The 24719-nt window shown below is 30.4% G+C and carries 26 protein-coding genes; 17 read left to right on the top strand and 9 right to left on the bottom strand.

The genetic code is table 11. The annotated features are described in order from the left end of the window. The first annotated feature begins 14 nt into the window (after nucleotides 1-14). From KDK92_RS17260 to KDK92_RS17215, 10 genes are all read left to right on the top strand, one after another. On the top strand, nucleotides 15-947 hold the full coding sequence (locus tag KDK92_RS17260; protein ID WP_250860607.1) for an alpha/beta hydrolase: 933 nt from the start codon (nucleotides 15-17) through the stop codon (nucleotides 945-947). A gap of 256 nt (nucleotides 948-1203) precedes the next feature. Next, entirely contained in the window at nucleotides 1204-1857 is a 654-nt protein-coding gene (locus KDK92_RS17255; RefSeq protein WP_250860606.1) for a hypothetical protein, read from the top strand. 367 nt (nucleotides 1858-2224) lie between these two features. Beyond that, nucleotides 2225-2362, top strand: a complete 138-nt coding sequence (locus KDK92_RS17250; protein WP_250860605.1) for a hypothetical protein — start codon at nucleotides 2225-2227, stop codon at nucleotides 2360-2362. Between the two features lie 96 nt (nucleotides 2363-2458). After that, the gene (locus KDK92_RS17245; RefSeq protein ID WP_250860604.1) at nucleotides 2459-2599 is read left to right on the top strand and encodes a hypothetical protein; all 141 of its coding nucleotides are present in this window, start codon (nucleotides 2459-2461) and stop codon (nucleotides 2597-2599) included. 56 nt (nucleotides 2600-2655) lie between these two features. Beyond that, entirely contained in the window at nucleotides 2656-2814 is a 159-nt protein-coding gene (locus KDK92_RS17240) for a hypothetical protein (protein WP_250860603.1), read from the top strand. A gap of 69 nt (nucleotides 2815-2883) precedes the next feature. Then, a complete protein-coding gene (locus KDK92_RS17235) occupies nucleotides 2884-4269 on the top strand; it encodes an MFS transporter (protein WP_250860602.1) in 1386 nt (461 codons plus the stop codon). Between the two features lie 226 nt (nucleotides 4270-4495). Beyond that, nucleotides 4496-5593: an ArsR/SmtB family transcription factor gene (locus KDK92_RS17230; RefSeq protein ID WP_250860601.1), complete on the top strand. Its 1098-nt coding sequence runs from the start codon at nucleotides 4496-4498 to the stop codon at nucleotides 5591-5593. Nucleotides 5594-5634: 41 nt separating this feature from the next. Beyond that, nucleotides 5635-6738 (top strand): ArsR/SmtB family transcription factor, encoded by a 1104-nt coding sequence (locus KDK92_RS17225; protein WP_250860600.1) that lies wholly within the window; start codon nucleotides 5635-5637, stop codon nucleotides 6736-6738. 247 nt (nucleotides 6739-6985) lie between these two features. After that, on the top strand, nucleotides 6986-7537 hold the full coding sequence (locus KDK92_RS17220; protein WP_250860599.1) for a TetR/AcrR family transcriptional regulator: 552 nt from the start codon (nucleotides 6986-6988) through the stop codon (nucleotides 7535-7537). 54 nt (nucleotides 7538-7591) lie between these two features. Continuing rightward, nucleotides 7592-8965, top strand: a complete 1374-nt coding sequence (locus tag KDK92_RS17215; protein WP_250860598.1) for an MATE family efflux transporter — start codon at nucleotides 7592-7594, stop codon at nucleotides 8963-8965. 294 nt (nucleotides 8966-9259) lie between these two features. Here the strand turns inward: KDK92_RS17215 and KDK92_RS17210 are convergent, their stop codons facing one another. The 6 genes from KDK92_RS17210 to KDK92_RS17185 all read right to left on the bottom strand — a co-directional run bounded on the left by KDK92_RS17210 (nucleotide 9260) and on the right by KDK92_RS17185 (nucleotide 13942). Continuing rightward, on the bottom strand, nucleotides 9260-9973 hold the full coding sequence (locus KDK92_RS17210) for a DUF6320 domain-containing protein (protein WP_250860597.1): 714 nt from the start codon (nucleotides 9971-9973) through the stop codon (nucleotides 9260-9262). A gap of 40 nt (nucleotides 9974-10013) precedes the next feature. Further along, the gene (locus KDK92_RS17205) at nucleotides 10014-11261 is read right to left on the bottom strand and encodes a hypothetical protein (RefSeq protein WP_250860596.1); all 1248 of its coding nucleotides are present in this window, start codon (nucleotides 11259-11261) and stop codon (nucleotides 10014-10016) included. Between the two features lie 271 nt (nucleotides 11262-11532). Next, the gene (locus tag KDK92_RS17200) at nucleotides 11533-12156 is read right to left on the bottom strand and encodes a CbiM family transporter (protein ID WP_250860595.1); all 624 of its coding nucleotides are present in this window, start codon (nucleotides 12154-12156) and stop codon (nucleotides 11533-11535) included. Beyond that, nucleotides 12156-12602, bottom strand: coding sequence for a hypothetical protein (locus KDK92_RS17195; RefSeq protein WP_250860594.1), 447 nt, complete (start codon nucleotides 12600-12602; stop codon nucleotides 12156-12158). Before KDK92_RS17195 ends, KDK92_RS17200 begins: the two co-directional genes overlap by 1 nt. Nucleotides 12603-12614: 12 nt before the next feature. After that, nucleotides 12615-13454 (bottom strand): DUF4382 domain-containing protein, encoded by an 840-nt coding sequence (locus tag KDK92_RS17190; RefSeq protein ID WP_250860593.1) that lies wholly within the window; start codon nucleotides 13452-13454, stop codon nucleotides 12615-12617. A gap of 71 nt (nucleotides 13455-13525) precedes the next feature. Beyond that, entirely contained in the window at nucleotides 13526-13942 is a 417-nt protein-coding gene (locus KDK92_RS17185) for a DUF3842 family protein (RefSeq protein WP_250860592.1), read from the bottom strand. A 236-nt stretch (nucleotides 13943-14178) separates the two neighbouring features. On the opposite strand from KDK92_RS17185, the gene KDK92_RS17180 reads away from it, so the two are divergent. Beyond that, nucleotides 14179-15060 carry a DegV family protein gene (locus tag KDK92_RS17180; RefSeq protein WP_250860591.1) on the top strand — a complete coding sequence of 294 codons (882 nt, stop codon included), beginning with the start codon at nucleotides 14179-14181 and terminating at the stop codon, nucleotides 15058-15060. Nucleotides 15061-15404: 344 nt separating this feature from the next. Continuing rightward, a complete protein-coding gene (locus KDK92_RS17175) occupies nucleotides 15405-17510 on the top strand; it encodes a methyl-accepting chemotaxis protein (RefSeq protein ID WP_250860590.1) in 2106 nt (701 codons plus the stop codon). Between the two features lie 45 nt (nucleotides 17511-17555). On the opposite strand, the gene KDK92_RS17170 is transcribed toward KDK92_RS17175, so the two are convergent. From KDK92_RS17170 to KDK92_RS17160, 3 genes are all read right to left on the bottom strand, one after another. After that, the gene (locus KDK92_RS17170) at nucleotides 17556-18599 is read right to left on the bottom strand and encodes a class I SAM-dependent methyltransferase (protein WP_250860589.1); all 1044 of its coding nucleotides are present in this window, start codon (nucleotides 18597-18599) and stop codon (nucleotides 17556-17558) included. Between the two features lie 204 nt (nucleotides 18600-18803). Next, on the bottom strand, nucleotides 18804-19229 hold the full coding sequence (locus KDK92_RS17165; protein ID WP_250860588.1) for a CBS domain-containing protein: 426 nt from the start codon (nucleotides 19227-19229) through the stop codon (nucleotides 18804-18806). Nucleotides 19230-19253: 24 nt separating this feature from the next. After that, complete coding sequence (locus tag KDK92_RS17160) at nucleotides 19254-19472, bottom strand: DUF3892 domain-containing protein (protein ID WP_250860587.1); 219 nt, start codon at nucleotides 19470-19472, stop codon at nucleotides 19254-19256. A gap of 318 nt (nucleotides 19473-19790) precedes the next feature. Here KDK92_RS17160 and KDK92_RS17155 point away from each other — a divergent pair, with 318 nt between their 5' ends. The 5 genes from KDK92_RS17155 (at nucleotide 19791) to KDK92_RS17135 (ending at nucleotide 24594) form a co-directional block, all read left to right on the top strand. Continuing rightward, nucleotides 19791-19994: a heavy-metal-associated domain-containing protein gene (locus KDK92_RS17155; protein WP_250860586.1), complete on the top strand. Its 204-nt coding sequence runs from the start codon at nucleotides 19791-19793 to the stop codon at nucleotides 19992-19994. A gap of 303 nt (nucleotides 19995-20297) precedes the next feature. Next, nucleotides 20298-21029 (top strand): MBL fold metallo-hydrolase, encoded by a 732-nt coding sequence (locus tag KDK92_RS17150; protein ID WP_250860585.1) that lies wholly within the window; start codon nucleotides 20298-20300, stop codon nucleotides 21027-21029. A 96-nt stretch (nucleotides 21030-21125) separates the two neighbouring features. Next, nucleotides 21126-22226, top strand: a complete 1101-nt coding sequence (locus KDK92_RS17145) for a Fe(3+) ABC transporter substrate-binding protein (protein ID WP_250860584.1) — start codon at nucleotides 21126-21128, stop codon at nucleotides 22224-22226. Nucleotides 22227-22275: 49 nt separating this feature from the next. Next, nucleotides 22276-23919 (top strand): ABC transporter permease, encoded by a 1644-nt coding sequence (locus KDK92_RS17140; RefSeq protein ID WP_338115277.1) that lies wholly within the window; start codon nucleotides 22276-22278, stop codon nucleotides 23917-23919. After that, entirely contained in the window at nucleotides 23920-24594 is a 675-nt protein-coding gene (locus KDK92_RS17135; RefSeq protein ID WP_250860583.1) for an ABC transporter ATP-binding protein, read from the top strand. It abuts the gene before it with no gap. The last annotated feature ends 125 nt before the right edge of the window (nucleotides 24595-24719 follow it).

Genomic DNA, 24719 nt, shown 5'->3' with positions numbered 1-24719 from the left:
TAGGAGGGGTTAGGATGAGTAGAGGGGATAAACAAGTGAAGTTTATAAAAGTAAATGGAAAGAATATTGAGTGTTTAATTAGGAATGCTAGAGAAGAAAAAAATGAAGGGGAAAATACTATAATTATACTTCCAGGTATGATGGATACAGTTTATGAATGGGATTATATTGGGGAGAAAATCAGTGGAAATGATGATGTAATAATTGTTCATAGAGAAGGATTAGGAAATAGTGAGCTTATTAATAAGAGTGTGTCTACTGAGAATAGTGCAGAAGATCTTAAAGTTCTTTTAAATGAATTTGGAGTGAAGGAAAATATTATCCTTGTTGGACATTCATATGGAGGGTTAATTATACAACATTTCTTAAAATTATTTGGTAATGAGTTTAAGATAAAAGGTTGTGTTTTAGTAGATCCAGCGTCTATAAATAGATCTAGGTTTAATGAAATTCATATACCAACAATTGATGAGGATAATAGTGACGATGATTTTAAAAAAACATGGGAAAGATATGGTGATTTAAGCCCAGATGACTTAGAACAAGAAGTGAATTATAAACTAGAAGAATGGGCAATTAAATTAACTAAAGAGGAACAGATGGAAATTAAGGGATTTTACTCTAATCCTAAACTCTATAAAGTGCTTTTAAGTGAGATTAATACTTGGGATACGAGATTATTTGAAATTGAAGATATGAAGGATCAATTCCAAATTCCTTTTAAGGTATTCATTAGAGATAAGGAAGATGCCATTAAGAAACATCTAGATTCAGGTATTCCTCAAGAAGAAGCTCAAGTATTTGAAGATTTATGGGATGAGCTTGTAACTGAAATAGCTGAGATTTCCACTAAAAGTGAAATTATAATAGCTGAGAAGTGTGGTCACATGATTAATCTGGATAATCCTAAGATAATAATTAAAGGAATAAAAGAGATAGCTAATTAGTGATAAAAATATGTTAAAATAGAAATATCATCCTATTGTTAGGGTGATATTTTTATAGAAATGGGTGGCATGGAAGTTCCGGCATATACTTTGGAAGCAATAAAAAGATAGAAAAGAGAGCTATGTTATAAGGTTAAGATAATAATAATTGAAATGATGAGAAAAAGATTATAGAATTAATAGTAAGGAACAAAAATGATGCTATGGTAAACAAAGAATTTCTTTGTTTTAATATAAACAATTTAGGAGGAAAAACGTGTACGGTATAGGTAGAGGAAGTAGAAGAGTGTTCAAATACGAGGAATCAAAGCCCCATGGAATTGTTTCAGGTATAGTTAATTTTGTTATTGTTTATTCGATATATTTAGGATTATTGTCTTTGATAAATACATTTATGGGCGAAGAAATAGTAGGTAAGGACTTTTTTTACAAACAAAATGGTATCATAATATTAGTTTTAACGCTGGTGATAGTAATGTTTTATGGTATAGTTATGGCTGATAAAGTAGGATTTATGACTTGGGGAGAGCGAATAGCAGGTAGAAAACTGATTAGTACAAGAAAAGTATGGGTAAATCCATATTCTAAAAGTAGAGGATTATTATTTGCTGTATTATTAATGAATATCTTAATAATTGCTAATTATTTTGGAGGGGTTCCAACAGTATATACATCAATAAACTATATAAGAGAAGTTATTACACTTATATTTCATATTGTGTTATTGATGAAAATAGGTCAGGGAAAAATTCACTTCATGATAGCACTAATAGTTTTATATTTAATTTCACTGATTTCAGCAGTTATCATGTTACCAGATAATATAAAGTATGTTGCAGCTTCTGTTTTCGGAGTATTAATATTGTTGCATTTTATAATATTCTTTATTTATAAAAATAAAGATGAATAGGAACGGAAGTTATAAAGACAGAAAACAGAGTGAAAAGAATATATTGTAACTTTGTCAACAAACTCAGAATCTATGTTATAGATTCTTTTTTTTTGTTCAAAAATTTAAGTGGATGTGCGGAATGAATTTCCTTTGACAAGTTATTTATTTCAAAGTGCCTAATTGTTTTTGAAAATGAACAAAAGATTTTAGAAGGAGGTTGTCCTATGAATGTATTTTTAGATAAAAATAAAAAAACTTCATAAAATTGTAAAAATAATCAAAAAAAGTATTGACTTAGATGGATATCTAAGCATATAATATAATTAGATTGAGATAACAAATTAAAAGTATCTCATTAATATTTCTAAAACAAGAGGTGGTTTAAATGAAATTAAGATTTAAGAAGAATATTTCAAAAAATAAAGAGCTAGTTATATTAGATAACAAAATTGATATGCCAAAAGACCTCTATGGAGATACACACAATACTAGTTTGAACAACAAGTGTAAAATGTGGATGTAAGATTTCAAAGATTATCAACTTTATATTAGATGAACTTCTAAAAATATAAAGTTAGTTAAGAGTTTTTATAGAAAAATATTATTAGGAGTGAATAAAATGAAATTTAGATTTAAAAAGAAATCAAAATTTAAAAATACTACAGATAATAGACTAGAATATGCTGCAGAATGTGAAAAAGAATTTAGAAATGATGGTAGTTTTTATTATTATTATTTAAATGTATACAATAAGATTTAAGATAAGATCAGTATCTAAATTTATTAAAAATTAAAAATAAATTAGGAGTGAATTAAATGAAATTTAAATTTAATAAAAAGCAAGAAAATAAAAATAATATAGATTATTTATTAAGATATGATGAAAATGGTCAAAGAGAAGTTATAGAAATTATATATGATAATTTTGGCAGTCTAAATGATGGTTTTGCGAAAGTAGTAAGATATAAAAAATAAGGTAGTAGTAAGCATACAATTGGGGATATGAGGGCTATTATAAAATTAGTGATTAAGGGAGAGTTAAAAATGGAAGCTAATGTGTTAAGAAATAATAGTATAGATAAGAAGTTGAATAATGTTGTTAACATTAATATAGTTATAATGCTCATGGGGAGATTAGTATCACTTTTTGGATCAAATATTTATTCTTTTGCTATGAGTATGTATATTTTATCTAAGACTGGATCAAGCATGAGTTTTTCAATAAATCTGGTATTAGTAATACTGCCACAGGTTTTATTTGCACCTATTTCAGGGGTTATTGCAGATAAGGTAGATAAGAAAAAGATGATTGTTTCAATGGATATTTTAAGTGGAATTGTGATTTTGATATTATTTGGAGTTTCCATGATAAATGGTCTTCAAATAAGCTATATTTATACAGCTACCTTTTTACTTGCGATCTGTACTGTGTTCTTTGACACACCTATGACAGCTGCTATTCCTAGTTTGATAAACAAGGAAAAATTAACTAAGATAAATTCGTGGAATGAGGCAGTTTCATCAATAACGAGAATATCTGGTCCATTTATTGGAGGAATCGTATTTGCATTGATAGATATAAGATTATTCTTGTTGGTAAATGGAGTATCATTCATATTATCAGGAATTTCAGAGATATTCTTGAATTTTAATGTTGAAGAAATGATAAATGAAGAGTGTTTTAATGAAGACAGTATAAATGAAGAAGTGCATCAGGAAAATAGTTTTAATGAAGTTGATGAATCTAAGGGAAATAATAAACAAGAAGAAAAAAAATCAGTAAAAAGTACTTTGATTGAGTATTGGGTAAATTTTCTAGAAGGAATAAAATATCTAAAAAGAGAGAAATGGTTAGGAACTTTTATGACCTATATTATCGCAATTAATTTCTTGTGTGGAATGGGAATAGGAGTACCAGGAAATTATATTATGATGAATGTTATTGGTTTTGATCCAAAGGTTATTGGAATAATAAATATGGCTTTCCCTGCGGCTGCATTAGTTACTGCCATGATTATATCTCTTTTACCAGAAGCTAAGAGTGTGTACAGAAAACTTATTTTTGGCCTATGTGTAACTAGTGTATGTGTAATAAGTATGGGAGTGCTTATTATACCGGAGTTCCTTCAATTATCTATGACAGGATATTTCATAATATTCATAACAATATATTCAGCTGCTTCTATAGCAACTACAACATTTAATATTCCGATAAATGTTACCCTTCAGAAGATGATACCAGCAGATAAGAGGGGAAGAATATTTGGGGTAATAGGAATGTTAGCCACTGTAGCAATGCCAGTTGCATTCTTATTATCAGGAATAATGATGGAATACTTACCAGTATTTATAACTCCAATAACTGCAGGTACCATCATGTTCATATTAACAGTTTCAATGTCTAGGAAAAAAGAAATTAAGAAAATGTAATAGATTATAGAAGAACTACCTTTTGGTTCCCCCTTTAAGGTGGTTTTTCTAAAATATGAGAGAAGCAAAGTGTGGTCTCCAAAATATATTATATTTGTTAAAAAATAAGAGAATATTATTGACTTAGAATTTTATCTAATTATATAATGTAATTAGATAAAACTTAAGATATGGATTTTTAAAAATTTAAAAAGAATCTAAAATTACGAAAAGGTGGATTGAGTACATGGAAATTATAATTGATAGAAAATTAGGAAAAATTTTAGATTTTATTAATTACCCTTATTGTGGAAGATTTTATGAAGAGTTAGAAAAAAATCAGACTTTTGATGAGCTAGATATTGAAGTAGGGGGATATGAAGATATATTAGAAGATTTAAATAAAAAGATGATGAATTATTTTGAAGTTATTGATAAATTTTATTCTATGGGATTTAACCCAATTGTAAATCTTATTGGGAAAGATTTATTATTAGAAAGCCATAGCATTGAGGAATATCTAAATGGAGCTTTAGAATTAGATGAGGAAACTTTAAAAAAAAATCTACTGGAATTATTAATTCGTATTATTGGTAAGAAAGAAATTTTTGAGGATTTAATTGGAGAAAATAAACATATGGATAGGGACTATATGATATCAAAAGTTAAAGAAACTTCAATATCCTCAAGTATGAAGTGGAATATTTATTGTGTAATTGAAAATCCAATTAAATATGTCCAAGAGTATGTAGATTTCATGAAGATGTTAAAACCTGATTTCGAGGAATTATGGGTACAGGCAGAGAGAGAGTTAGTTGAATATGAGCCAGGATTTACAAAGAAGCTTGAGAAAAATGGAATGGAATTTTTGAACAATATAACTGATGAGATTTTTGATATAGATAACATGAACAATACTACTGTAGTTGTTGCATTAAGCTATATAGGTGGTGGGTCAATAACTATGAGTGAGATAGATGATAAAATGATTCTACATTGGGGATATAAAGTAGAAGAGATTTTTATTAAAATCAAAGAGAGGAAAGAATTTGAACTTGAAAAAAGATTAAGGATAGTAAAAACATTAGGTGATAAGACAAAGTATAAAACGCTTAAACTTATAGCTGACAATCCCCAAATATGTGCAAATGATATTGTAAATGAACTAAAACTTACAGGGGCAACAGTATCATATCATATTAATCTTTTGAGGTCATATAAGATACTTAAGATAAATAAATCAAATAAGAAAAATTCTTTTGAGATTGATAAGAACACATTGAAAGATTTTCTTCAAGGCATCATTCGAGATTTTGAATTGCAGTATGTAGTGAAAAATGATTAATTTGAATAAATTTAAAAAATAAAATGATAGGATTGATATAAATGAAAATTATAATTAATAATGAGTTAGGAAAAATTTTGGATTTTATTTACTATCCTTACATGGGAAGATTTCATAATGAGTTGGAAAGAAATCAATTTTTTGATGATATTGATATCGAAATTGATGAATGTAAAGATTTAACAAAAGACATTCAGAAAAAGATGAAGAATCATTATGAAGTTATAGAACAATTCTATTCACAAGAATTTAATCCGATAACGTTAATTATTGGTCAGAATATATTAATTGAAAGTAATAGCATTGAGGAATATCTTAATAGCGCTTTAGACCAAGATGAGGATACTATAAGAAAGAATTTATTGAAGATATTAATGTTTAAGATTGGTAAGAAGGATATGATTAATAGTGCTGTTGAGGAAGAAAAACATAAGGATAAGGATTTCATGTTATCAACAGTTAAAAATACATCAATATCTCCAAGTATGAAATGGAATATGTTTTGTGCAATTGAAGACCCTGTAAAATACATCCAGGACTATGTGGAATTCATGAGGAAGATAAAACCAGAGTTCGATAAATTATGGATACAAGGAGAAAAAGAAATAGGGGAATATCGGGAAGGGTTCGTAAAGAAGCTAGAAAAGGATGGAATCGAATTCTTGAATAGTATAGTTGATGATTTTTTTGATAAAGAAAATACCCAAAATACTACTGGAGTTCTTGCATTAAGCTATGTTTGTGGTGATATGATCATGATTAGAGAAATTGAAGATACAATGATATTACACTGGGGATATAAAGTGGAAGAAATGTTTAGTAAGATGAAAGAGAGAAAAGAATTTGAACTTGAAAAGAGATTAAGAATACTGAAGACATTAGGTGATAAGACTAAATATAAAATGCTTAAATTAATAGCTGAGAATCCTGAAATAAGTGCTTATGAGATTATCAATGAGCTAGAGGTTACTGGGGCGACCGTGTCATATCATATTAATCTTATGAGCACATATAAGATACTCAAGGTAACCAAAGCTAATAAAAAGAATTCTTATGAGATAGATAAGAGTACGCTAGAAGATTTAATCCAAGGAATTATTGAGGATTTTGATTTGCAGGATATCATAAAAAGTGAAGTGGAGTAAGTAGTGTGCTTTTTTAAAACAATCACTAAGACATAAAATAATGTACTACCTCATACAGAGTAATCTGTGGAGGTAGTTTTTAATTGTGAATAGTGCAGTAAAATATTTTTTGAATTTATTATGAACTGTTATTCATTTAAGTTGACTTTTGTGTTTATTGAGTGTAGTATGAATACATAGTATTTAAATGAACATTGATTCATAAAAAACATTTTAATAATACATTAAAAATGATGAGGGGAAATATATGCCAAAGATTATAAAAAATTTAGATGAGAAAATATATAAATCAGCACTTAACTTGTTTTATAAACTTGGATACGACAAGGTTGAGATGAAAGCTATATCAAAGGATGTAGGAATTGCCGTTGGAACATTATATAATTATTATCCAAACAAAAAAACACTATATAGAAAAATATTAACCGATAGTTGGAACAGTACTTTTGAAAAGGTTGATAAAATATCTAATAGCAATGAAATTGGGAAAAAAAAGATAAAAGAAGTATTAGTCACTATATATAAAGATGTGATAGATAGAAGAGGGCTTGGTCGTGAAATGTTTAAAGGAACCTCAGAGCAGGGTGTAGTATTTAACAAGCTAAGAGAGCGGGTACTTTATAAAGTGATTGATATAATAAACGCTTGCGAAGAGATAAGTGATGAAGCGAAAGAATTTAATGAAAGAGTAAGTATGACGCTTATTTATAACAGTTTTCTTCTGATTAATGAAAAGTCAGAAGAGCATGAGAAAAATTTAGAGTTTATTGATTTTATGGTGGAGAAAATGTTGTTTTAGGAATATGAAAGGTAAAAAATTAAAGTAATGAAGTGATATGTAGGAGGGATTTTAATGGAAGCAAGTAAAGACAAAAGAAGACAATTATTTGAAAGTGAAAATGTAGAAAAAACATTGAATAAACTGGCGGTACCGGGTATTATTGCAATGTTGATATCAGCAATCTACAATATAGTAGATTCATATTTTGTTGGAATGTTAAACAGTTCAGAGGCTATGGCAGCTGTTGCGGTGGCATTTCCCTTATTTATATTGATTTCTGCAGTGGGTCAGATGTTTGGTGTGGGAGCAGCATCATATATATCAAGGTTGTTGGGTAAGCAAGATATGGAAGAGGCAAATAGGGCTGGGTCAACCACATTCTTTACAGCTATAGTGGTAGCGTTGCTTTTCACTGTTTTTGGATTCCTATTTATGAATAATTTGTTGACAATATTTGGTGCTTCAGATGAAGTAATGGTTTATGCTCTTGATTACAGTAGAATATTAATTTTAGGAGCAACATTCACTATATTAAATATGACATTAAACAATATGATAAGAGCAGAGGGAAGCCCTAAGTATAGTATGATAGCTATAAGTATGGGAGCTTTATTAAACATTGTATTTGATCCAATCTTTATGTTTGTATTTGATATGGGTGTTAAAGGCGCAGCGCTGGCAACTGTGTTAGGACAGGGTATCTCAACTATCTTTCTTATTTCATATTACCTTAAAGGAAAGAGTACGGTTAAAATTACACTTAAGAATTTCACATTCAGTAAAAGAATATACGCTCAGGTAATGCAAATTGGAATTGCAACTTTTGCAAGACAAGCATTATCAAGTTTATCAATGGGACTTATAAATAATGCTGCAAATCCATATGGAACAGCAGCAGTAGCGTCAGTAGGAATAACTTTGAGAATAATGTCCATTGTAATATATGTTGTATTTGGATATAGTCAAGGATTCCAACCACTGGCAGGTTATAATTACGGGGCTAAGAAATATAAAAAGCTTAATAGGGCAATTAAATATTCATTGAAGGTGACAACAATTTTCTGTACAATCTCTTCAGTATTATTAATTGCATTTGCACCAGCAGTAGTAGGAGTATTTAGTTCCGATCCAGAGGTTATTAGAATTGGAAGTATGATGTTAAGATATATGTGTTTATTCACTGCGTTGTTCGGATTTCAAAATGTATATGCAGTATTATTCCAAGCTTTGGGTAAAGGCAAGCAAGCATTGGCACTTTCTGTTGCAAGACAGGGTATATTCTTAATACCAGCAGCATTAATTTTACCTAATATATTTGGAATTACCGGAGTAGCATTAATACAACCAACAGCAGATTTCTTAACAATAATATTAACTGCTGTGATGGCGTTCCATTTCAGAGGATACTTAAAGGATAAGCATGAAACTGAAATTGAAGTTGCGTAATGAAATATAAAAGAGTAGTTGAGAGTTGAGAATGGAGAGTTGAGAACGATTGACATTTCTCTTCGAGAAATTTTAATCCTATTGTCCAAGGAACAATAGGATTTTACTCGTTTCATTTATATGAAACCTTGTATTTTAAATACAATATTTTATCCAAGAGAAAATGAGTATAAATCTCTTGTTCTAAAGAACAATAAGATGTAGATTTTCACCAAAGTGAAAATCATCCATCGTTCTCAATTCTCAACTCACCACTCTCAACTTGTTTTAAATCACGGTTCGCCGTGATTTTTTTTACAGGTGGAATTTTTTCTTTAAGTAAATCTCCATTTTTTCAGGCATTTTATAATGAAGTAGAATTAAGCCTATTGATAATGGGCCAACTGAAGCCAATATTCCAAGTGACCATGTTATCTTTGGGGTGTTAAATATATTAAATGTGATTATAATATCTAGGATCAAACAAAATACTGTGATTGCCCCCAGTACTATACCAGCAATATTAACTCCTTTTGATGGTAGATTTTTAATAATAAAGTAAGATAATATTATAGTTAAATATAGTAGTAATACTATAGGTAAACCAAAGATTAATGACCAACTCATTGTTATGTCTACTCTGTCGAACATAAGCAGCATGGCTAGAGTATTGAAGAAACAAATGTTTAATGACATTAAAAATGTTTTTCCAAAACCTAAAAATACAAATGTATAAATAATAATTGAAAACATTGAAATACTGCTGTATTTGGACCAAGTGAGATTATAGGATAAACTATAATCTATAAATGATAGTAGAAGCATTATTGAAATTAGTGTTGTGGAGATTATGAAGAAAGCTCCTTTTTTTCTCTCTGCTACCTTTTCAGAATGAACATTTATAGCTTTTGGGAATAGTATTTTTTTTTCTTTTTTATCAGCCAAATCTTTTGGAATAGGATAATTGCATAGCGGACATTCATACACTCCGAAATCAGTCTCCACTCCGCATTTTGAACAATAGGGCATATATACACCTCCTGTAGGTTGTTTTACAAACAAAATTTATCTATACGTAATTTGTTTCTATTTTTATAGGAATATTCATTTTTCGAATTTTTGAGAAAAATATTTCTTCAAGATCTTTTCTATATGTCATCTTACCAAAGGTTATATGTATGTTATCTTTATAACTTATAGCTGTTACTTTAATTTTGTTTCCTCTGCTTGGAGGAGGATAAACATCAAATCTTTCTATATGTTGCTCCATTTCAATTGGAAGTCTCACAAGTCCCATATTAGAAAAACCCGAAGTATAGTTTGCTTCTCCAAAACTACTATGAACAAATGGCATTATCAAATCTTTAATAAAGGAAGGAATTATTCTTAAAAATATATTATTTCCACTACGCACATTTTTACATAACAATTGTTTTAGAACTTTTGTGTTGTTATTTAGATTCATGTAGTTATGAATATATTCAACTATTTCCTCTAAAGTATAATCTCCTAATCTAGGATCGATTGTAGGGGTTAGTGAAATAAAAAAATTGTTCATGGTTTTTGACGAAAATTTTGAACGTAAATTAATCGGAATATTAAGTGCTATAGGTTTCTTTTTGTAACCATTTTTATCGATTAACTCTATTATTGAGTCAATAAAAAGAGCACATAACAACTCAGTTAATGAACAGTTAAATTCTTTGGATTTAATCAATAAATCTTTTACGGGTAAAATTCCTGTTACAATATGGTAGACACCTTTTTCACTGAGTTTAAAAGGGAAATGAAAAGCTTTTACTTTCACTCGTTTAGTAGGAATCTTCCTATCAAAATTTTTTTTATAAGAATCCTCAAACTCTCCTTTTGTAGGAGTATCATTAATATAAGTTAAAACGTCTTTATGAATTAAGTTTTTTATTTTTAAATATTCTTGGAGTAGGTATTGAAGAAAAATCATTGCACCAGTGCCATCTGTCAAAGCATGTGTGAATTCAAGAGATATTCTGTTATTGAAATAGAGAACTCTAAAAGGAAAATGATGTTTTTTTACATTCAAGTTCATGCATGGATAGAATTTTTCTTCCTCCACTAATAGCTTTTCATTACTTTTATCAAAATAACTCCAGAATAATCCTGTCTTTAAAGATACATTAAAATAAGGAAAACGTTCTAATGTTGAGTTCAAGGCTTTTTGAAGAATATTTTTATCTACATGAAAATTTAATGCAGATGAAACCCTAAATAATGTGGTTACTCTTGTTGATGGTAGGGAAGCATACATCTTGGCAGCATTATCTAAAGAAGACCAACTCATCTTAACACCTCCTATGTTTTATCTCTATTAATAATTATAACAATAACTGTCATAAATAATCTATCACATTTTATTTTTTATCAAACAAAATAAGTATATACTAAAATAACAAGTCAATATACTCGTGTATTTTGCAAACTATTTCATCCTCGGAACCCACTGAAATACTACTTTCAGCTGAATCCGACTCGATATATTTTGTAAAATATACTTCGTATCTTTGACTTGTTATTTATTTTCACACGCCTTATAAAAAAACATCCAGGGTGTTTTAAAATCTTACAGATTGTAGTTTTTTTGATTTAAGAAGAAATGCAAATAGCAACCCTTCAACTAGTACAAGTGGTATATGAGCTATTATAAGAAAAATTAGGGCACTCAACTCAGCGGCTCTGTTATAATATGATGGAATATAAATTGCCATTAGGAGTGAATATATAAGAACACTTAATAAGGTGCTTAGTGAACCTATTATGAAATTTTTCAAGATTTCAAGGTTTTCATTTCTTAAAATTTTAATTTTATTATAACTCCAATAACAAATAAGTGCTGGTAGTGAAAATATAAAAGTATTTACTCCTAAGGTGGTTATTCCACCATGTTTAAATAGGATTGCTTGAAATAGGAGTGATATGAATATGGATAGTGGTGCATACACTCCTAAAATTACACCACTTAGCCCCACCAGTAGTGGATGAATACTGGTAGGAGGAAAGGGGATGTTTATCAGCGTTCCAATGAAAAAAGCTGCTGTAACCATTGATATTTTAGGGAGTATTTGTGTAAGATCTTTTGCTTTTCTTAGTTCTTTGAATGAGTTCCTCAGCATAAGTGAAGTAGCACCGTATCCAATAGTACATATGGATAGAGGGAGCAATCCATCAGGTATATGCATTATTTTTTCCTCCTTAAAAAGAAAAGGGCTGTACCAATGAATCCCCAAACGACACTAATTACTACTATAATCTTAGTGGAAGTGGACATATTATTGCCATTGGAAATAGAATTGTTTCCTTTAGTAGTTGTATCAATATTTATAACTCCGCCATGGCCTGCCTGTCTTATTTGGATTGTCCATTTTCCTTCAATTGATGTATCGGGTACGAATTCGTAATTACCAGTATCATCTGTTACTCCCTTACCCCAAGGGTTTTTAGGGTCTTTAGGGGAGAAGATTATTACTTGAGCATTTTTTAATTCAGTGCCATCATCAAAAGTTGCTTTTATGGAGTAGACTTTTTTTTCATCACAACTGATTTTAGTTCCATGAGCGTAAGCAGTTGAATTTATCAATAATAATAATACTAGTAAGGATAATATGTGATTTTTAAATTTTCTCATTAGTAAACCCCTTTATTTTATAATTTCTACATGTGTATGGCCTTCGCCAACATGTCCAAGAGAAGCTATTAAATCAATGATTTTATTGTATTCTTCAGTATCCAGTGAATTTTTTAGGTATTCTTCTGTAACCGAAATATTACCATCAGTTAAAAACTGAAGTAATGGTTCAAATCCAAGAGCAGCCTTGTTCATTGAATCATCAATTGGAAGAGAACCATCTCCAAAAATGTGATCAAAGTGAAAAGTCATTTCAAGTTCTCCAGATTCACCTTCTTCTAAGAAACCTTTTCTCTCGTCTCCTATATATTCACCAGCAGAGAAAGAAAATTCAGAGGTGAAATCAAGTTTGAAAGGAATCTCTTCCCCGCTCTTTTTACCAACTCCAATAATTGATAATGAAATATCCTTTGATTCAGGAGTATTTCCTTTTATAACATTCCAAGAAAGGGCATTATAAAAACCAATAGGAGCTGTAAGTTCATCAACTTTAATAAGATTAGCAGACTCATCTCCTTCAGCTAAATCAACAGTGTACGATTTAGCTGATTTAATTGTTGGATTTGAAGAGATTGGAGTTCCACCATCAGCATTGTAATCTTCTTTAAGTTGATAGGCAGATATTTCAGATAAAGTTAAATATACATGATCGAATGCTATATTCCATCCATCTTTTGACGTGAAACCTTGTCTAACGAAATCTTCACCATTTGCTTGTAAAATCAATGTTCCAGTTGAAGTTTCTGAGCTTAGTGATGGTTCATTAGGGATATCTTTTTTATTAATGCAACCAGAGAATGTTATTAATACAATTAATACAACTACTAAAATACTTATTTTTTTCTTGTTCATAGTAAAGCCTCCTCATTTTTTGCAATAAAAAACCACTAAAGGAAAACCTTCGTGGTTTATATTGAAATAGTTTATTTGTTTTTTATAAAATTAGTTAAATCTTTTATTAAAGAATCAATTATTGTGTTGAATCTAATTTCTTCTGTTCCTACAATGTGTATTCCACATCTGTTAAGGGGGATAAGAAATTTTTCAGCAGAACTATCACTTATTGCATTGGCTATAAGTGGACTTATCTCTCCCAACATGGAATTTGCGCTTATTATAGCAATAGGGCCAATTAGTACATCCATTTTTTTGCTGGTCACAATAATTGCATTTTCTCCTGTTGCTCCATAGTCAGCACCTGCTTTTAACATTGCTGAGGTTGCTAGGGAATTCGTTCCTAGCGCGATGATTTCAATATCATCTTTAAAGTTACTCTTGAGCTTAGAGACTATAGTTTTTCCTATGCCTCCACCTTGACCATCAATAATTCCAATTTTCATAATCTTCCTCATTCATTGTTATTGTAAGATTGGTTTATTATAGCATAAATGTATTGGTTAAACAATGCGGTGGGAGGGGATAAATTACAACAATTATTGAGAAAATATAATTAAGTAAGATATGAAAAGAAGTAAACGCATATCTAACTATATGTATAAAAAATAATAAAATATGGTATAATGAATTAAATAAAACATAGGATATATGAATGTTGATTAGGTTTGGAGGATTTAAGATGGCTATTAAAATAGTAACCGATAGTACTTGTTACATACCAAAAGAGATGTTGAAGGAATATGGGATTGATGTTGTTTCTCTAAGTGTTTCTTTTGATAATGATATTTATAAAGAAAGTGAAATAACAAATGAGGAATTTTATACATTACTTGATAAATATAATGTATTTCCTAAATCATCACAACCATCAATAGATGAGGTTTATAGAACTTTTGAAAAACACATAAAGAATGGCGATGAAGTCGTAGCGGTATTTTTATCATCGGATATGAGTGGAACATATCATTCTGCTTTAATGGTAAAGGAGATGGTTCTAGAGAATTATCCAGAAGCCAAAATTGAGGTTATTGATTCAAAATCAAATAGTATGCAGTTAGGATATGCTGCACTAACAGCTGCAAGAGCTGCGACTGAAGGGAAATCTTTAAAAGAGGTTATTAAGTTAACGGAGAAGAACGTTAAGAGAAGTAAATTTGTATTCTCGCCTGACACATTGGAATATCTTAAAAAAGGTGGTAGGATTGGAACGGCAAGTGCTCTTATAGGGTCAATCCTTCAAATTAAACCTGTGCTTACTGTCCTTGATGGAAAGACAACCACTCTGGATAAGGTAAGAACAAAAAAGAAAGCACTTAAGAGAATGATAGATGAATTAATTGATAATATTACTGAATTTGGTATTGGCGAGGTTATTGTTCATCATATAAATTGTGAAGATGAGGCAAGAAAATTTGCTGCTATGATAGAGAAGTATATAGGAAAAGCTGTGGATATATGTTCCATTGGACCAGTTATAGGAACTCATGTAGGACCAGGGGCGTTAGGTATTGTTTACTACACACAGGAAGAACTTAATAGAGATAAAGAAAGAAATAAATAATAGTCGACAAAGAAAATATTAAGAGAGGTTACTTTAGTAGCCTCTTTTTGGTTAATTGAATTCTAGAGCTACAAAATTATGGTTCTGACAAAAATCCTAATATCGCTGTAAATAGTGCATTGTTGCACAAAACTAATAATGGTAATATTTAGTTGGAATTCTATTTAGCTAGGCAGTCTGTTTTTGGTGATTTCCCAGGAAATGAATAAATATTTATAAAATATAGGTATTTATTAAGACAATATTCCCTAGAAAACCTTTAATTTTATATTATCCCAATTATAATGAAACTTGAAAAATGCATAAAAATAAAATAAAATAGTAGTAAGGGAGGAGGTATTAAAATGGGGAAAATAGGATTAAAAAAATTAAAATATAAAATGCTTTTATTTATTGGTGTGGCAGTTATGATATGTTCCATTGCTGGAAATTATCTTACCATAAGTGCTATGAGAGAAAAAACTGATAAGCTTGTTAATGAGGCATCTCATGAAAAAATTGATAAGTATTCTTTAATGGCACAGGAAATGTTATCGATGGCATCGAAAGATGCAAAGGAATTGGTGGATACAGCCTTAATTCTTAAAGAGAATGAAGCTACAAGGGAGATGCTTACAGATATATTGAAGAGTATATTGAAGAATAATGATGAGTATGTTGGAGTGTGGACATGCTGGGAAGATAACTCATATGATAATAATGATTATAACTATCAATATACTGAGAATCATGATAAGACTGGGCGCTTAATACCTCGCGCTGTTAAATCAAGATTTGGTATAGGTGTGGAAACATTCAAGTATTATGATAAAGAAGGAGACGGGGAATATTATCTTAAAGTAAAAAATGCAAAGAAACCTATGATAACTGATCCTCATATTGGTATATTTGATGATAAAGAAGAATTGATAACTTCAATAGTTTATCCAATAATTCATAATAATAAGTTCCTTGGAGCAATGGGGATAGATATAAAACTTTCAAAACTTAAAGATCAGCTTACTGATGTAAAAATACTTGAGAGTGGATATGCAGCATTGATATCAAGTGATGGGAAGTTCGTTGCTCATAAAAACATGGATCTTCTTGGTGAAGATTTTATAGGATTTAAAGAGGATGAGAAAATAAGAAACTGTATTGTGAGTGGGGAAGAATTTGATGACGAAAGTAAGTCTGAATTTCTAAATAAAAAAGTACATAGATTAATTAAACCAGTAAATATTGAAGGAATGGATGATTTATGGGCATTCTTGGTAGATATACCAAAGGATGAACTCAGTGAAATATCAAACAATACCAGGGATAAATTAAGAATTATAAATATAATTACATTAATCATAATATTAGCAATCATATATATATTAGCAAATAAAATAACTAAACCTATAGAAAAGACTACAGTGATGTTAAAAGATATTGCAGAGGGTGAAGGAGATCTTACTAAGAGGTTGGAGGTTGTATCACAAGATGAGGTCGGTGAACTTTCAAACTGGTTTAACATATTCATTGGAAAGATAGGAGTGCTGATAGGGGATGCTAAAGATAGTGCTGTAACTCTTAGTGAAAATACTTCATTGATTGAAGAAGCTATAAATGAAAATAATCATAGTTTAGAGGTGGTTTCCACATCTGTTGGAGAAGTGGCAGTGGCAAGTGAAAGTAATGCATCACTTGTTGAGGAAATAAATGCTAATCTTGAAGAGGTGGCGAATAGTGCTGTGGTAATGAAAGAGGCATCTCATACAGCTGTGGAGAGCAGTAAGGAAATCTTTGAGATAGTTGAACAGGGAAGAAGAAGGGTAAAAGCACTTTCAGAAAATAATGAGGAACTTGAGGGTTCAATAACGACAGTAAATGATGTTATACAAAAATTATCAAAGTCTTCAGAGAATATAGGACAGATTCTTAAGGTAATAACAGATATTTCAGAACAGACCAATCTTTTAGCTTTAAATGCAGCAATAGAGGCAGCAAGAGCTGGTGAACATGGAGCTGGATTTGCAGTAGTTGCAGATGAGGTTAGAAAGCTAGCAGAAGAGAGTAAGAATTCTGCAGTTGATATTACTGAGATAGTGAGAGAGATTCAGCTTCATATAATTAATGCTGATAAATCAGCTGCAGAAGGAAAGAATATTGTGGATAGTTGTGTTAAGAGATCAGCAGAGATAGAGAGAAGATTCAACAGAATATATAAGAGGGTTGAATCAATAACTGCAAAATCAGAGGAGATTTATGACTTATCTTCTCAACAGGCAAATGGCAGTGAAGAAATGAGCAGTGCAATGGAGAATATATCTCAAGCTCTTCAGACAAACGTACACAATGTAAACAATATGAATAATTCAATAGAAAACCAAGTGAGTATTATGGAAGAGATTACAGCAAGTGTTCAAGAGGTGAATAATAGAGCTGATGAACTTAGGAATGATACGGATAGATTCAAAATATAGATGAAACCCCGCAAGATTTTTGTGGGGTTTTTATTAGAATTATTATCAACTCTTCTTCTTAATTAAAAACAAACATCTATGAGCCTTTGTTAAATAGTCACCACGACACTCTTCCTTTCGATTATTATATAAGAACATTTGACTTTCTTCTTCAAATTTGGGCTTTAACTTGTCTAATGTTTCTTTTACTAATTCCCAGTGTTCAAGGTTATTAGCAGTAAAATCAAAGATATCGTATTGGAAGTTATGCTTTTCAAGTATTTTTCCTAGATGAGAATTTGATACTACATCTAAGGTGTTTAAATTCTCTTTATTTCCAGGAAAGAAGAATGACATTACAATGAATCCATTATCTTTTAATATATTGTTTAATTTTAAAAGTGAGCTTTCTAAGTTTCTCAAGAAATATAAAGAATCTATTGACACAATCTTATCAAAAGTATTTGTTTCATAGTCAATGGTTTCAATATTTTTGCATTCAAATTGAAGTCTTGAAGCTTTTGGGAGAGTTCTTTTAGTGGCACTATCGATTGCATCGGAAGCTAAATCGATTCCTAGAATATTTCCATTTGTTATATCAGAAATATATTCTGTAATATATCCATTTCCACAACCCAGTTCAAGAATTTTATCTTCTTTACGTACATTTAATAACTCTATAATTTTTTCTAATTGATACATATTCAACATACCATGCTGACATAAGTTTTTACCATAGGCTATTTCACAAAATGCTTTATGTGCTTGGCTTTTTTCAGCGCATGGATAAAACTCATTATAAAATATTTTACTTGAATAAAGATCTTTTACTACATCTTTTTGGTAATGTTCACCTAACTCAGTTAAAAAATATATGTCTTCATTTTCTTTTGTTTCTTTAATATTTATTACTCCTTTGTTAAGTAGGGATATAGCTAGGTGTTTCCAATTTCCTATTAAACTGCCAATTCGTCTATCGATGATATAATCAATATTTGACTTGGTAGCTTCTCGATTTGTACGGTTTAATCTAACTATTACAGAGAATAACTTGATTTCAGAATAACTTAATTCTGTAACCATATCAGTAGTAATTGTCTTTTCTTTCATGGACAAACCCCCTAAATATTTTATAGATTAAGATGGACGACACTCCTATTATTTTACATGTAATATATGGAAAATGTAAGACTGTTTTCAAAAGGAATTTTATGGTATAATATAATTAAGGGGTATTATATTTTTACACGCAAAAGAACTAATATAACAGAGGTTATATTAGTTCTTTTGTGTTGTCAACTGTCCGTTTCTTTTTTACCTGTGTGGTTGCGCAGGTTGTGAAATATTAGTTAATGCTTCTTCAGCTTCATCCTGTGCTTGAGATTCAATAGCCATGTCTCCTAGTGCAACAATTCCCACAAGTCCTTCATTACTACATATAGGTAGACGTCTAACTTGACGATCACTCATTAATCTTGCAGCGTCATTTACATCCATTTCTGGAGTTCCAGTTACAATTGAGTTAGACATTACTTCTACTAGAGGTGCAGCTGTATCTCTACTACCTGCAACAGTTCTTATAGCTATATCTCTATCAGTTATGACACCAATAACTTGTTTATTTTCACATACAGGAATTGATCCAATATCGTGCTCCTTCATTAATCTTGCAGCTTTTTCTACTGTATCACTTTTACTTAATGTTACTACATTTCTACTCATTATATCTCTTACATCCACAGTTAATCACCTCTTATTATTATTTTAGAAATTTGGAAGATTATCTAATATTTGATCTGGACTTGTTCTTGGAGTTGATGATATTACATCTACTCCATGTCTGTTTTTTTTCACAACAGTAGAATCAAGTTGACCAGCTCTAGTTGCTGCAACAGCTTGAGTTGCAGTTAATACTTCACCAGTATTAGTCATTATATTTGTAATATCTCCATCTTGATTTTTTCTTACTTTCACTATTTTCATTGGCTTTCTCCTTTCTATAAAAAAATCATCAATATAGATATCCTACCGCGCAATTTAATTTATGCCTGTTCCAAAATCTCAGCGTTTCAATGAGTTATGGACACGCATAAATTAATTTTTGAGCTGAGATATCTATATAATTATTATTTGTAATAAAATTTAATTAATCCTTAAAAAATAATACAATCAATGAGATTATTTGCATGTGCCTTGAATACGTGCATTAAAAAATGTAATACATAAAAATTTATATAAGGACGAAGAATATTATTGAAAAGATTAATTTTTAAGAATTTAAAAAATTTAAAGGAGGATTTTATGAATTCTGTACATTATAATATAGGCGGACTTGCAGGTCCTGAAAGTAAAACAAGAGTTAAAAATGCATTAAACAAAATAGAGGGTGTTCAAAATGTTATTGTTGATGTACCTAGAGGAACAATAGAAGTGAAGTATAACGAAAAAACAACAGAAGTGGAAATAAAAAATAGTATAGAAAACACAGGATACGTAATACAGTAAAAACATAATGGAAAATGTATAATGTAAAATGGAGAATGATGGACATTTCTCTCCGAGAAATTTTAATCTTATTGTTTTGTGGACCAAAAAGATTTTACTCGTTTCATTTTTAATGAAATATTGTATTTTAAATACAATATTTTATCCCAAATAAAATGAGTGAAAATATCTTGTACTAAAGAATAATATAAATGTAGTTTCTCACCAAAGTGAGAAGCATCCATCATTATACATTCTCCATTATCAATTATACATTTCCTTTTAATCATGTTGTGAATAAATTTTCAAGGGGGATTACATAATATGTTACAACTTGATTTTATAGGCGTTGGAAGTGCATTTAATCCTAAACTTGGCAACAATAGTGCGTTTATAAAGAAGAATAAAAGTTTAATTCTTATTGATTGTGGTGGAACAGTTTTTGAAAGATTACAAGAATTAAATATGTTGGATGAAGTAGATAATTTATATATTATAGTTACGCATACCCATCCGGATCATGTTGGAAGTCTGGGAGAGGTGATATTTTATTTGTATAATATCTTGAAGAAAAAAGCGACTATAGTATTTCCTAATAAGGAAGTTATTGAAAGATTTTTGAGTGCTATTGGTGCAACTAGTAAGCAGTATTATCTAGAAAATAATGATATTGTGAAGGTTGATGATAAAGAATTTGGAAAAATAGCCATAGAATTTTTGCCAGTTTCTCATGTCAAAACAATGCCATGTTATGGATTTATAATGAAAATAGATGATGAGACTTTTTACTACAGTGGTGATTCTAATAATATTGAGCATAGGATACTAGAAAAACTAAAAAAGGGTGAGATTGATAGATTATATCAGGATACCTGTGGAGCAGACTATAAAGGAAATGCTCATATGTCTTTAAGAAAACTTAAAGAGTTAATCAGTATGGAATATAGAAATAAAGTTTATTGTATGCATCTTGATGAACATATTACTAGAAAAGACATAGAAGAAAGTGGGTTCAATGTTGTAAAGAGATATAAGATTCCTTTTATTGAAAAGTAAAAAATGGAAGTGAGAAAAGCATTGACATGAAAATGATTATCATTTATACTTGCTTTAGGAAAGAAAGTGAAAATCATTTTCAATAGGAGGAATTTTATGAAAGTTAAAGGATTATTAACTGCCATTGGTATGGCAGCTGTTATAGGGGTGACAGCCCTAACTGGATGTACAAGCCAGAATAATGAGGTTAAAAACAGCACTAAAAACAATGCAGTTGAGGAAAAGACTGAGAAGAGTGATGAGAAGCAAGTTGTAAATCTTTACTCTGACAGACATTATGATACAGATGAAGAATTGTACAAGCTGTTCACAGAAGAAACTGGTATTGAAGTTAATGTTGTAAAGGGAAAAGCTGATGAGCTTATAGAGAGATTAGATAGAGAAGGTAAAGATACTGAAGCAGATTTATTAGTTGTTGCTGATGCAGGAAGATTATACAGGGCAGAGGAAAAAGGATTACTTCAAGAAGTTAAGAGTGAAACTTTATTCAATAATATTCCTGAAAATCTACGTGATGAGGACAACAATTGGTTCGGATTAACTATGAGAGGAAGAGTAATTGTTTACTCAAAGGATAGAGTTGACCCAGCGGAGTTAAGCACATATATGGACTTAACTGCACCAAAGTGGGAAGGTAAAATCTTAGTTAGATCATCTGAGAATATCTATAATCAGTCATTATTAGCATCATTAATAGAAATTCATGGTGAAGAAAAAGCTAGAGAGTGGGCAGAAGGTGTAGTTAAGAACATGGCAAGAGACCCAGAAGGAAATGATAGAGCACAAGCTACTGCAGTTGTTGCTGGAGAAGGTGACCTAGCTATAATGAACACTTATTATATTGGTAAGATGTTAAACTCTTCAAATCCAGAAGAAGTTAAAGTTGGTGAGAATGTTGGAATCTTCTTCCCAGACCAAGGTGGAGATGGTACTCATGTTAATGTAAGTGGAGTTGGAATGACAAAAGAAGCTAAGAACAAAGAGAATGCTTTGAAACTTATGGAATTCTTATCTGGTGAAAAAGCTCAGAAGCAATATGCAGAAGCAAACTATGAGTATCCTGTTAATTCAAATGTTGAAGCATCTGAGTTATTAAAGTCTTGGGGCGAGTTTGAAACACAGAAAATTAATCTTTCTAAATTAGGACAGAACAATAGCAAAGCTGTTAAGATATTTAACGAAATAGGATGGAAGTAAATATAAAGCACGCAGAGCGTGCTTTTTTCATTAACAGGGGGGTGGAGAAATGTTAAACATGAAAAAAGTAAGAAGAGAAACAAATTTCTGGAGTGTAAGTAGTACGATTATGGTACTTCTTATTGTGTTTCCTAGTATAAATATATTCATGAATCTTTTTAAAGGAGCAAATGAAAATTGGGATCATATAAAGGAATATTTATTGAAAACCAGTATGATTAACACAATAATACTGGTTATAGGGACTGCCTTATTAACAGTGGTTATTGGTGTTACTTTAGCATGGATTGTTACAATTTATGATTTTCCATTCAAGAAGTTTTTTAAATGGGGATTGATTTTACCACTTGCTATACCACCTTATATCGCAGCATATACCTATGATGGAATGTTGAATTATACAGGTGTGATACAGAGTGCATTGAGAAATTCCTTTAACATAACAGTTCAACAAAAATATTTTGATATCACGTCAATCAAAGGGGCTATTTTCATATTTACTATGTTTCTTTTTCCGTATGTGTTTACAATAACTAAAGCGTTCTTTGCGAAGCAATCATCTAATCTTATTGAGAGTGCAAGAGTGCTTGGAAATTCAACATGGGAGATATTCTTCAAAGTAGCATTACCAATTTCAAGAACAGCTATTGCAGGAGGGGTTACCCTTGTTGTTCTTGAAGTTTTGAATGACTATGGAGTTGTTAAATACTTTGGTGTAACAACCTTCAGTACTGCCATATTTAAAACATGGTTCTCCTTAGGAGATATAGATTCAGCTATAAGGTTATCAGCACTGTTGATGATGTTTGTAATTGTGGTTTTAACTGGAGAAAAGGTACTAAGGGGAAGAAAGCAATTTTCCTATACGAGTTCAAAGATTAAACCTTTAAATCCAATAAAACTTAAAGGAGTTAAAGGGGGAGCTGCATTTACTTATTGTTTCATAATATTCTCTTTAGGATTTATCATACCAACAGCACAGCTTATTCACTGGTTTAGCTTATCATATGAAAAGATTCTTACAATGAAGTTTCTGATTCTTATAAAGAATACTGTAATTGTTGGGATTATTGCTTCCGTACTGATAATAATGATAGCAACTATAGTTGCTAATTTCAGTAGAATAAGTAGAGGTGGCTTGGCTAGAATATGTTCCAGGGTTATTACCTTAGGATATTCTATACCAGGATCAGTAATATCCATTGGAGTAATCAGTTTTTTCATACTAATAGATAATAAAATGAGTTGGTTATATGAAATGATTGATAAAGGTGGAGGAAAGCTTGTGTTAACTACCAGTCTAGCTATGCTTATATTTGCATATATTATCAGGTTCTTAGCAGTAGGATTTAATACAGTTGAAGCGGGATTTGAGAAGGTAGGTAAGAAGTATTTCGAGGCATCTAGAATGTTAGGTATGAATGTTACCCAGACATTCTTCAAGGTTGACTTTAAGATGATAAGACCAGCGATTCTAAGTGGATTTTTATTAGTCTTCATTGATATTTTAAAGGAACTACCATTAACTTTAATATTAAGACCCTTTAATTTCGAAACACTTGCAACAAAAACTTTTGAATACGCAAATGATGAAATGATACATGAGGCTGCTATTGCATCTATATTCATAATAATCATAGGAGTTATAGCTGTGTTTTTATTCTACAGAACGGAAAAGGACGAGGTGAGATAAATGTTTGTTGAGATAAAAGAATTGTTCTTTAAATATAAAAATGCTAAAAGAAATACAATAGAAGATTTCAATATCCAAATTAAACAGGGAGAGGTAATATCCATCTTTGGTAAAAGTGGAAGTGGAAAAAGTACAATGCTCAGGATAATAAGTGGACTTGAGATACCAGATAAAGGGTATATAAAAATAGATGATAAGGTAATGGTGGATAAGGAACAATTCATAGCACCTGAAAATAGGGGAGTAGGTATGGTCTTTCAGGATTATTCTCTTTTTCCTCACATGACTGTTGAGAAGAACATTGAGTTTGGACTTAAAGATATGAAGAAAGATGAAAAGAAAAAGCGAGTTGAGGAGGTTCTTGCTCTTGTGGATATGATGGAGTATAAAAAAAGTTATCCATATGAGTTGAGTGGTGGACAACAGCAGAGAATAGCAATTGCTAGAGCGGTGGCTCCAAGACCATCAATACTATTATTGGATGAGCCCTTTAGTAACTTAGATAAAGATCTTCAAGAGAGTATTAGAGCTCAGATAAAAAATATTATAAAACAATGTGGAATCACATGTATATTTGTTACCCATGATAGAGAAGACTGTAGAGCCATGGCAGATAGAATTGTTATATTGAAAGAAGGTATCATTGAAGAAATAATCAATAAAACTGATTTATAGAAGAATTTTAGACTATGAGAAGCAAACTTTCTTATGGTCTTTTTTGTTGTAAATATATAAAGAGACAAAGAGACAACAGTATACATCGACATAATCCACAAAAAAACTTTAATGAATTTATATAA

The sequence above is a fragment of the Oceanirhabdus seepicola genome (assembly GCF_023684385.1).
In the GTDB taxonomy this organism is placed as follows: Bacteria; Bacillota; Clostridia; order Clostridiales; family Clostridiaceae; genus Oceanirhabdus; species Oceanirhabdus seepicola.
This window is presented reverse-complemented; position numbering and strand designations above follow the sequence as displayed.

Bases quoted from the DNA above. Each gene is read 5' to 3' on its own strand.
- KDK92_RS17135 (WP_250860583.1), top strand. From the start codon at position 23,920: ATGTTTGTTGAGATAAAAGAATTGTTCTTTAAATATAAAAATGCTAAA.
- KDK92_RS17200 (WP_250860595.1), bottom strand. From the start codon at position 12,156: ATGCATATACCTGATGGATTGCTCCCTCTATCCATATGTACTATTGGA.
- KDK92_RS17260 (WP_250860607.1), top strand. From the start codon at position 15: ATGAGTAGAGGGGATAAACAAGTGAAGTTTATAAAAGTAAATGGAAAG.
- KDK92_RS17145 (WP_250860584.1), top strand. From the start codon at position 21,126: ATGAAAGTTAAAGGATTATTAACTGCCATTGGTATGGCAGCTGTTATA.
- KDK92_RS17160 (WP_250860587.1), bottom strand. From the start codon at position 19,472: ATGAAAATAGTGAAAGTAAGAAAAAATCAAGATGGAGATATTACAAAT.
- KDK92_RS17175 (WP_250860590.1), top strand. From the start codon at position 15,405: ATGGGGAAAATAGGATTAAAAAAATTAAAATATAAAATGCTTTTATTT.
- KDK92_RS17225 (WP_250860600.1), top strand. From the start codon at position 5,635: ATGAAAATTATAATTAATAATGAGTTAGGAAAAATTTTGGATTTTATT.
- KDK92_RS17190 (WP_250860593.1), bottom strand. From the start codon at position 13,454: ATGAACAAGAAAAAAATAAGTATTTTAGTAGTTGTATTAATTGTATTA.
- KDK92_RS17235 (WP_250860602.1), top strand. From the start codon at position 2,884: ATGGAAGCTAATGTGTTAAGAAATAATAGTATAGATAAGAAGTTGAAT.
- KDK92_RS17140 (WP_338115277.1), top strand. From the start codon at position 22,276: ATGTTAAACATGAAAAAAGTAAGAAGAGAAACAAATTTCTGGAGTGTA.
- KDK92_RS17205 (WP_250860596.1), bottom strand. From the start codon at position 11,261: ATGAGTTGGTCTTCTTTAGATAATGCTGCCAAGATGTATGCTTCCCTA.
- KDK92_RS17210 (WP_250860597.1), bottom strand. From the start codon at position 9,973: ATGCCCTATTGTTCAAAATGCGGAGTGGAGACTGATTTCGGAGTGTAT.
- KDK92_RS17220 (WP_250860599.1), top strand. From the start codon at position 6,986: ATGCCAAAGATTATAAAAAATTTAGATGAGAAAATATATAAATCAGCA.
- KDK92_RS17250 (WP_250860605.1), top strand. From the start codon at position 2,225: ATGAAATTAAGATTTAAGAAGAATATTTCAAAAAATAAAGAGCTAGTT.
- KDK92_RS17245 (WP_250860604.1), top strand. From the start codon at position 2,459: ATGAAATTTAGATTTAAAAAGAAATCAAAATTTAAAAATACTACAGAT.
- KDK92_RS17215 (WP_250860598.1), top strand. From the start codon at position 7,592: ATGGAAGCAAGTAAAGACAAAAGAAGACAATTATTTGAAAGTGAAAAT.
- KDK92_RS17230 (WP_250860601.1), top strand. From the start codon at position 4,496: ATGGAAATTATAATTGATAGAAAATTAGGAAAAATTTTAGATTTTATT.
- KDK92_RS17155 (WP_250860586.1), top strand. From the start codon at position 19,791: ATGAATTCTGTACATTATAATATAGGCGGACTTGCAGGTCCTGAAAGT.
- KDK92_RS17240 (WP_250860603.1), top strand. From the start codon at position 2,656: ATGAAATTTAAATTTAATAAAAAGCAAGAAAATAAAAATAATATAGAT.
- KDK92_RS17170 (WP_250860589.1), bottom strand. From the start codon at position 18,599: ATGAAAGAAAAGACAATTACTACTGATATGGTTACAGAATTAAGTTAT.
- KDK92_RS17195 (WP_250860594.1), bottom strand. From the start codon at position 12,602: ATGAGAAAATTTAAAAATCACATATTATCCTTACTAGTATTATTATTA.
- KDK92_RS17180 (WP_250860591.1), top strand. From the start codon at position 14,179: ATGGCTATTAAAATAGTAACCGATAGTACTTGTTACATACCAAAAGAG.
- KDK92_RS17150 (WP_250860585.1), top strand. From the start codon at position 20,298: ATGTTACAACTTGATTTTATAGGCGTTGGAAGTGCATTTAATCCTAAA.
- KDK92_RS17185 (WP_250860592.1), bottom strand. From the start codon at position 13,942: ATGAAAATTGGAATTATTGATGGTCAAGGTGGAGGCATAGGAAAAACT.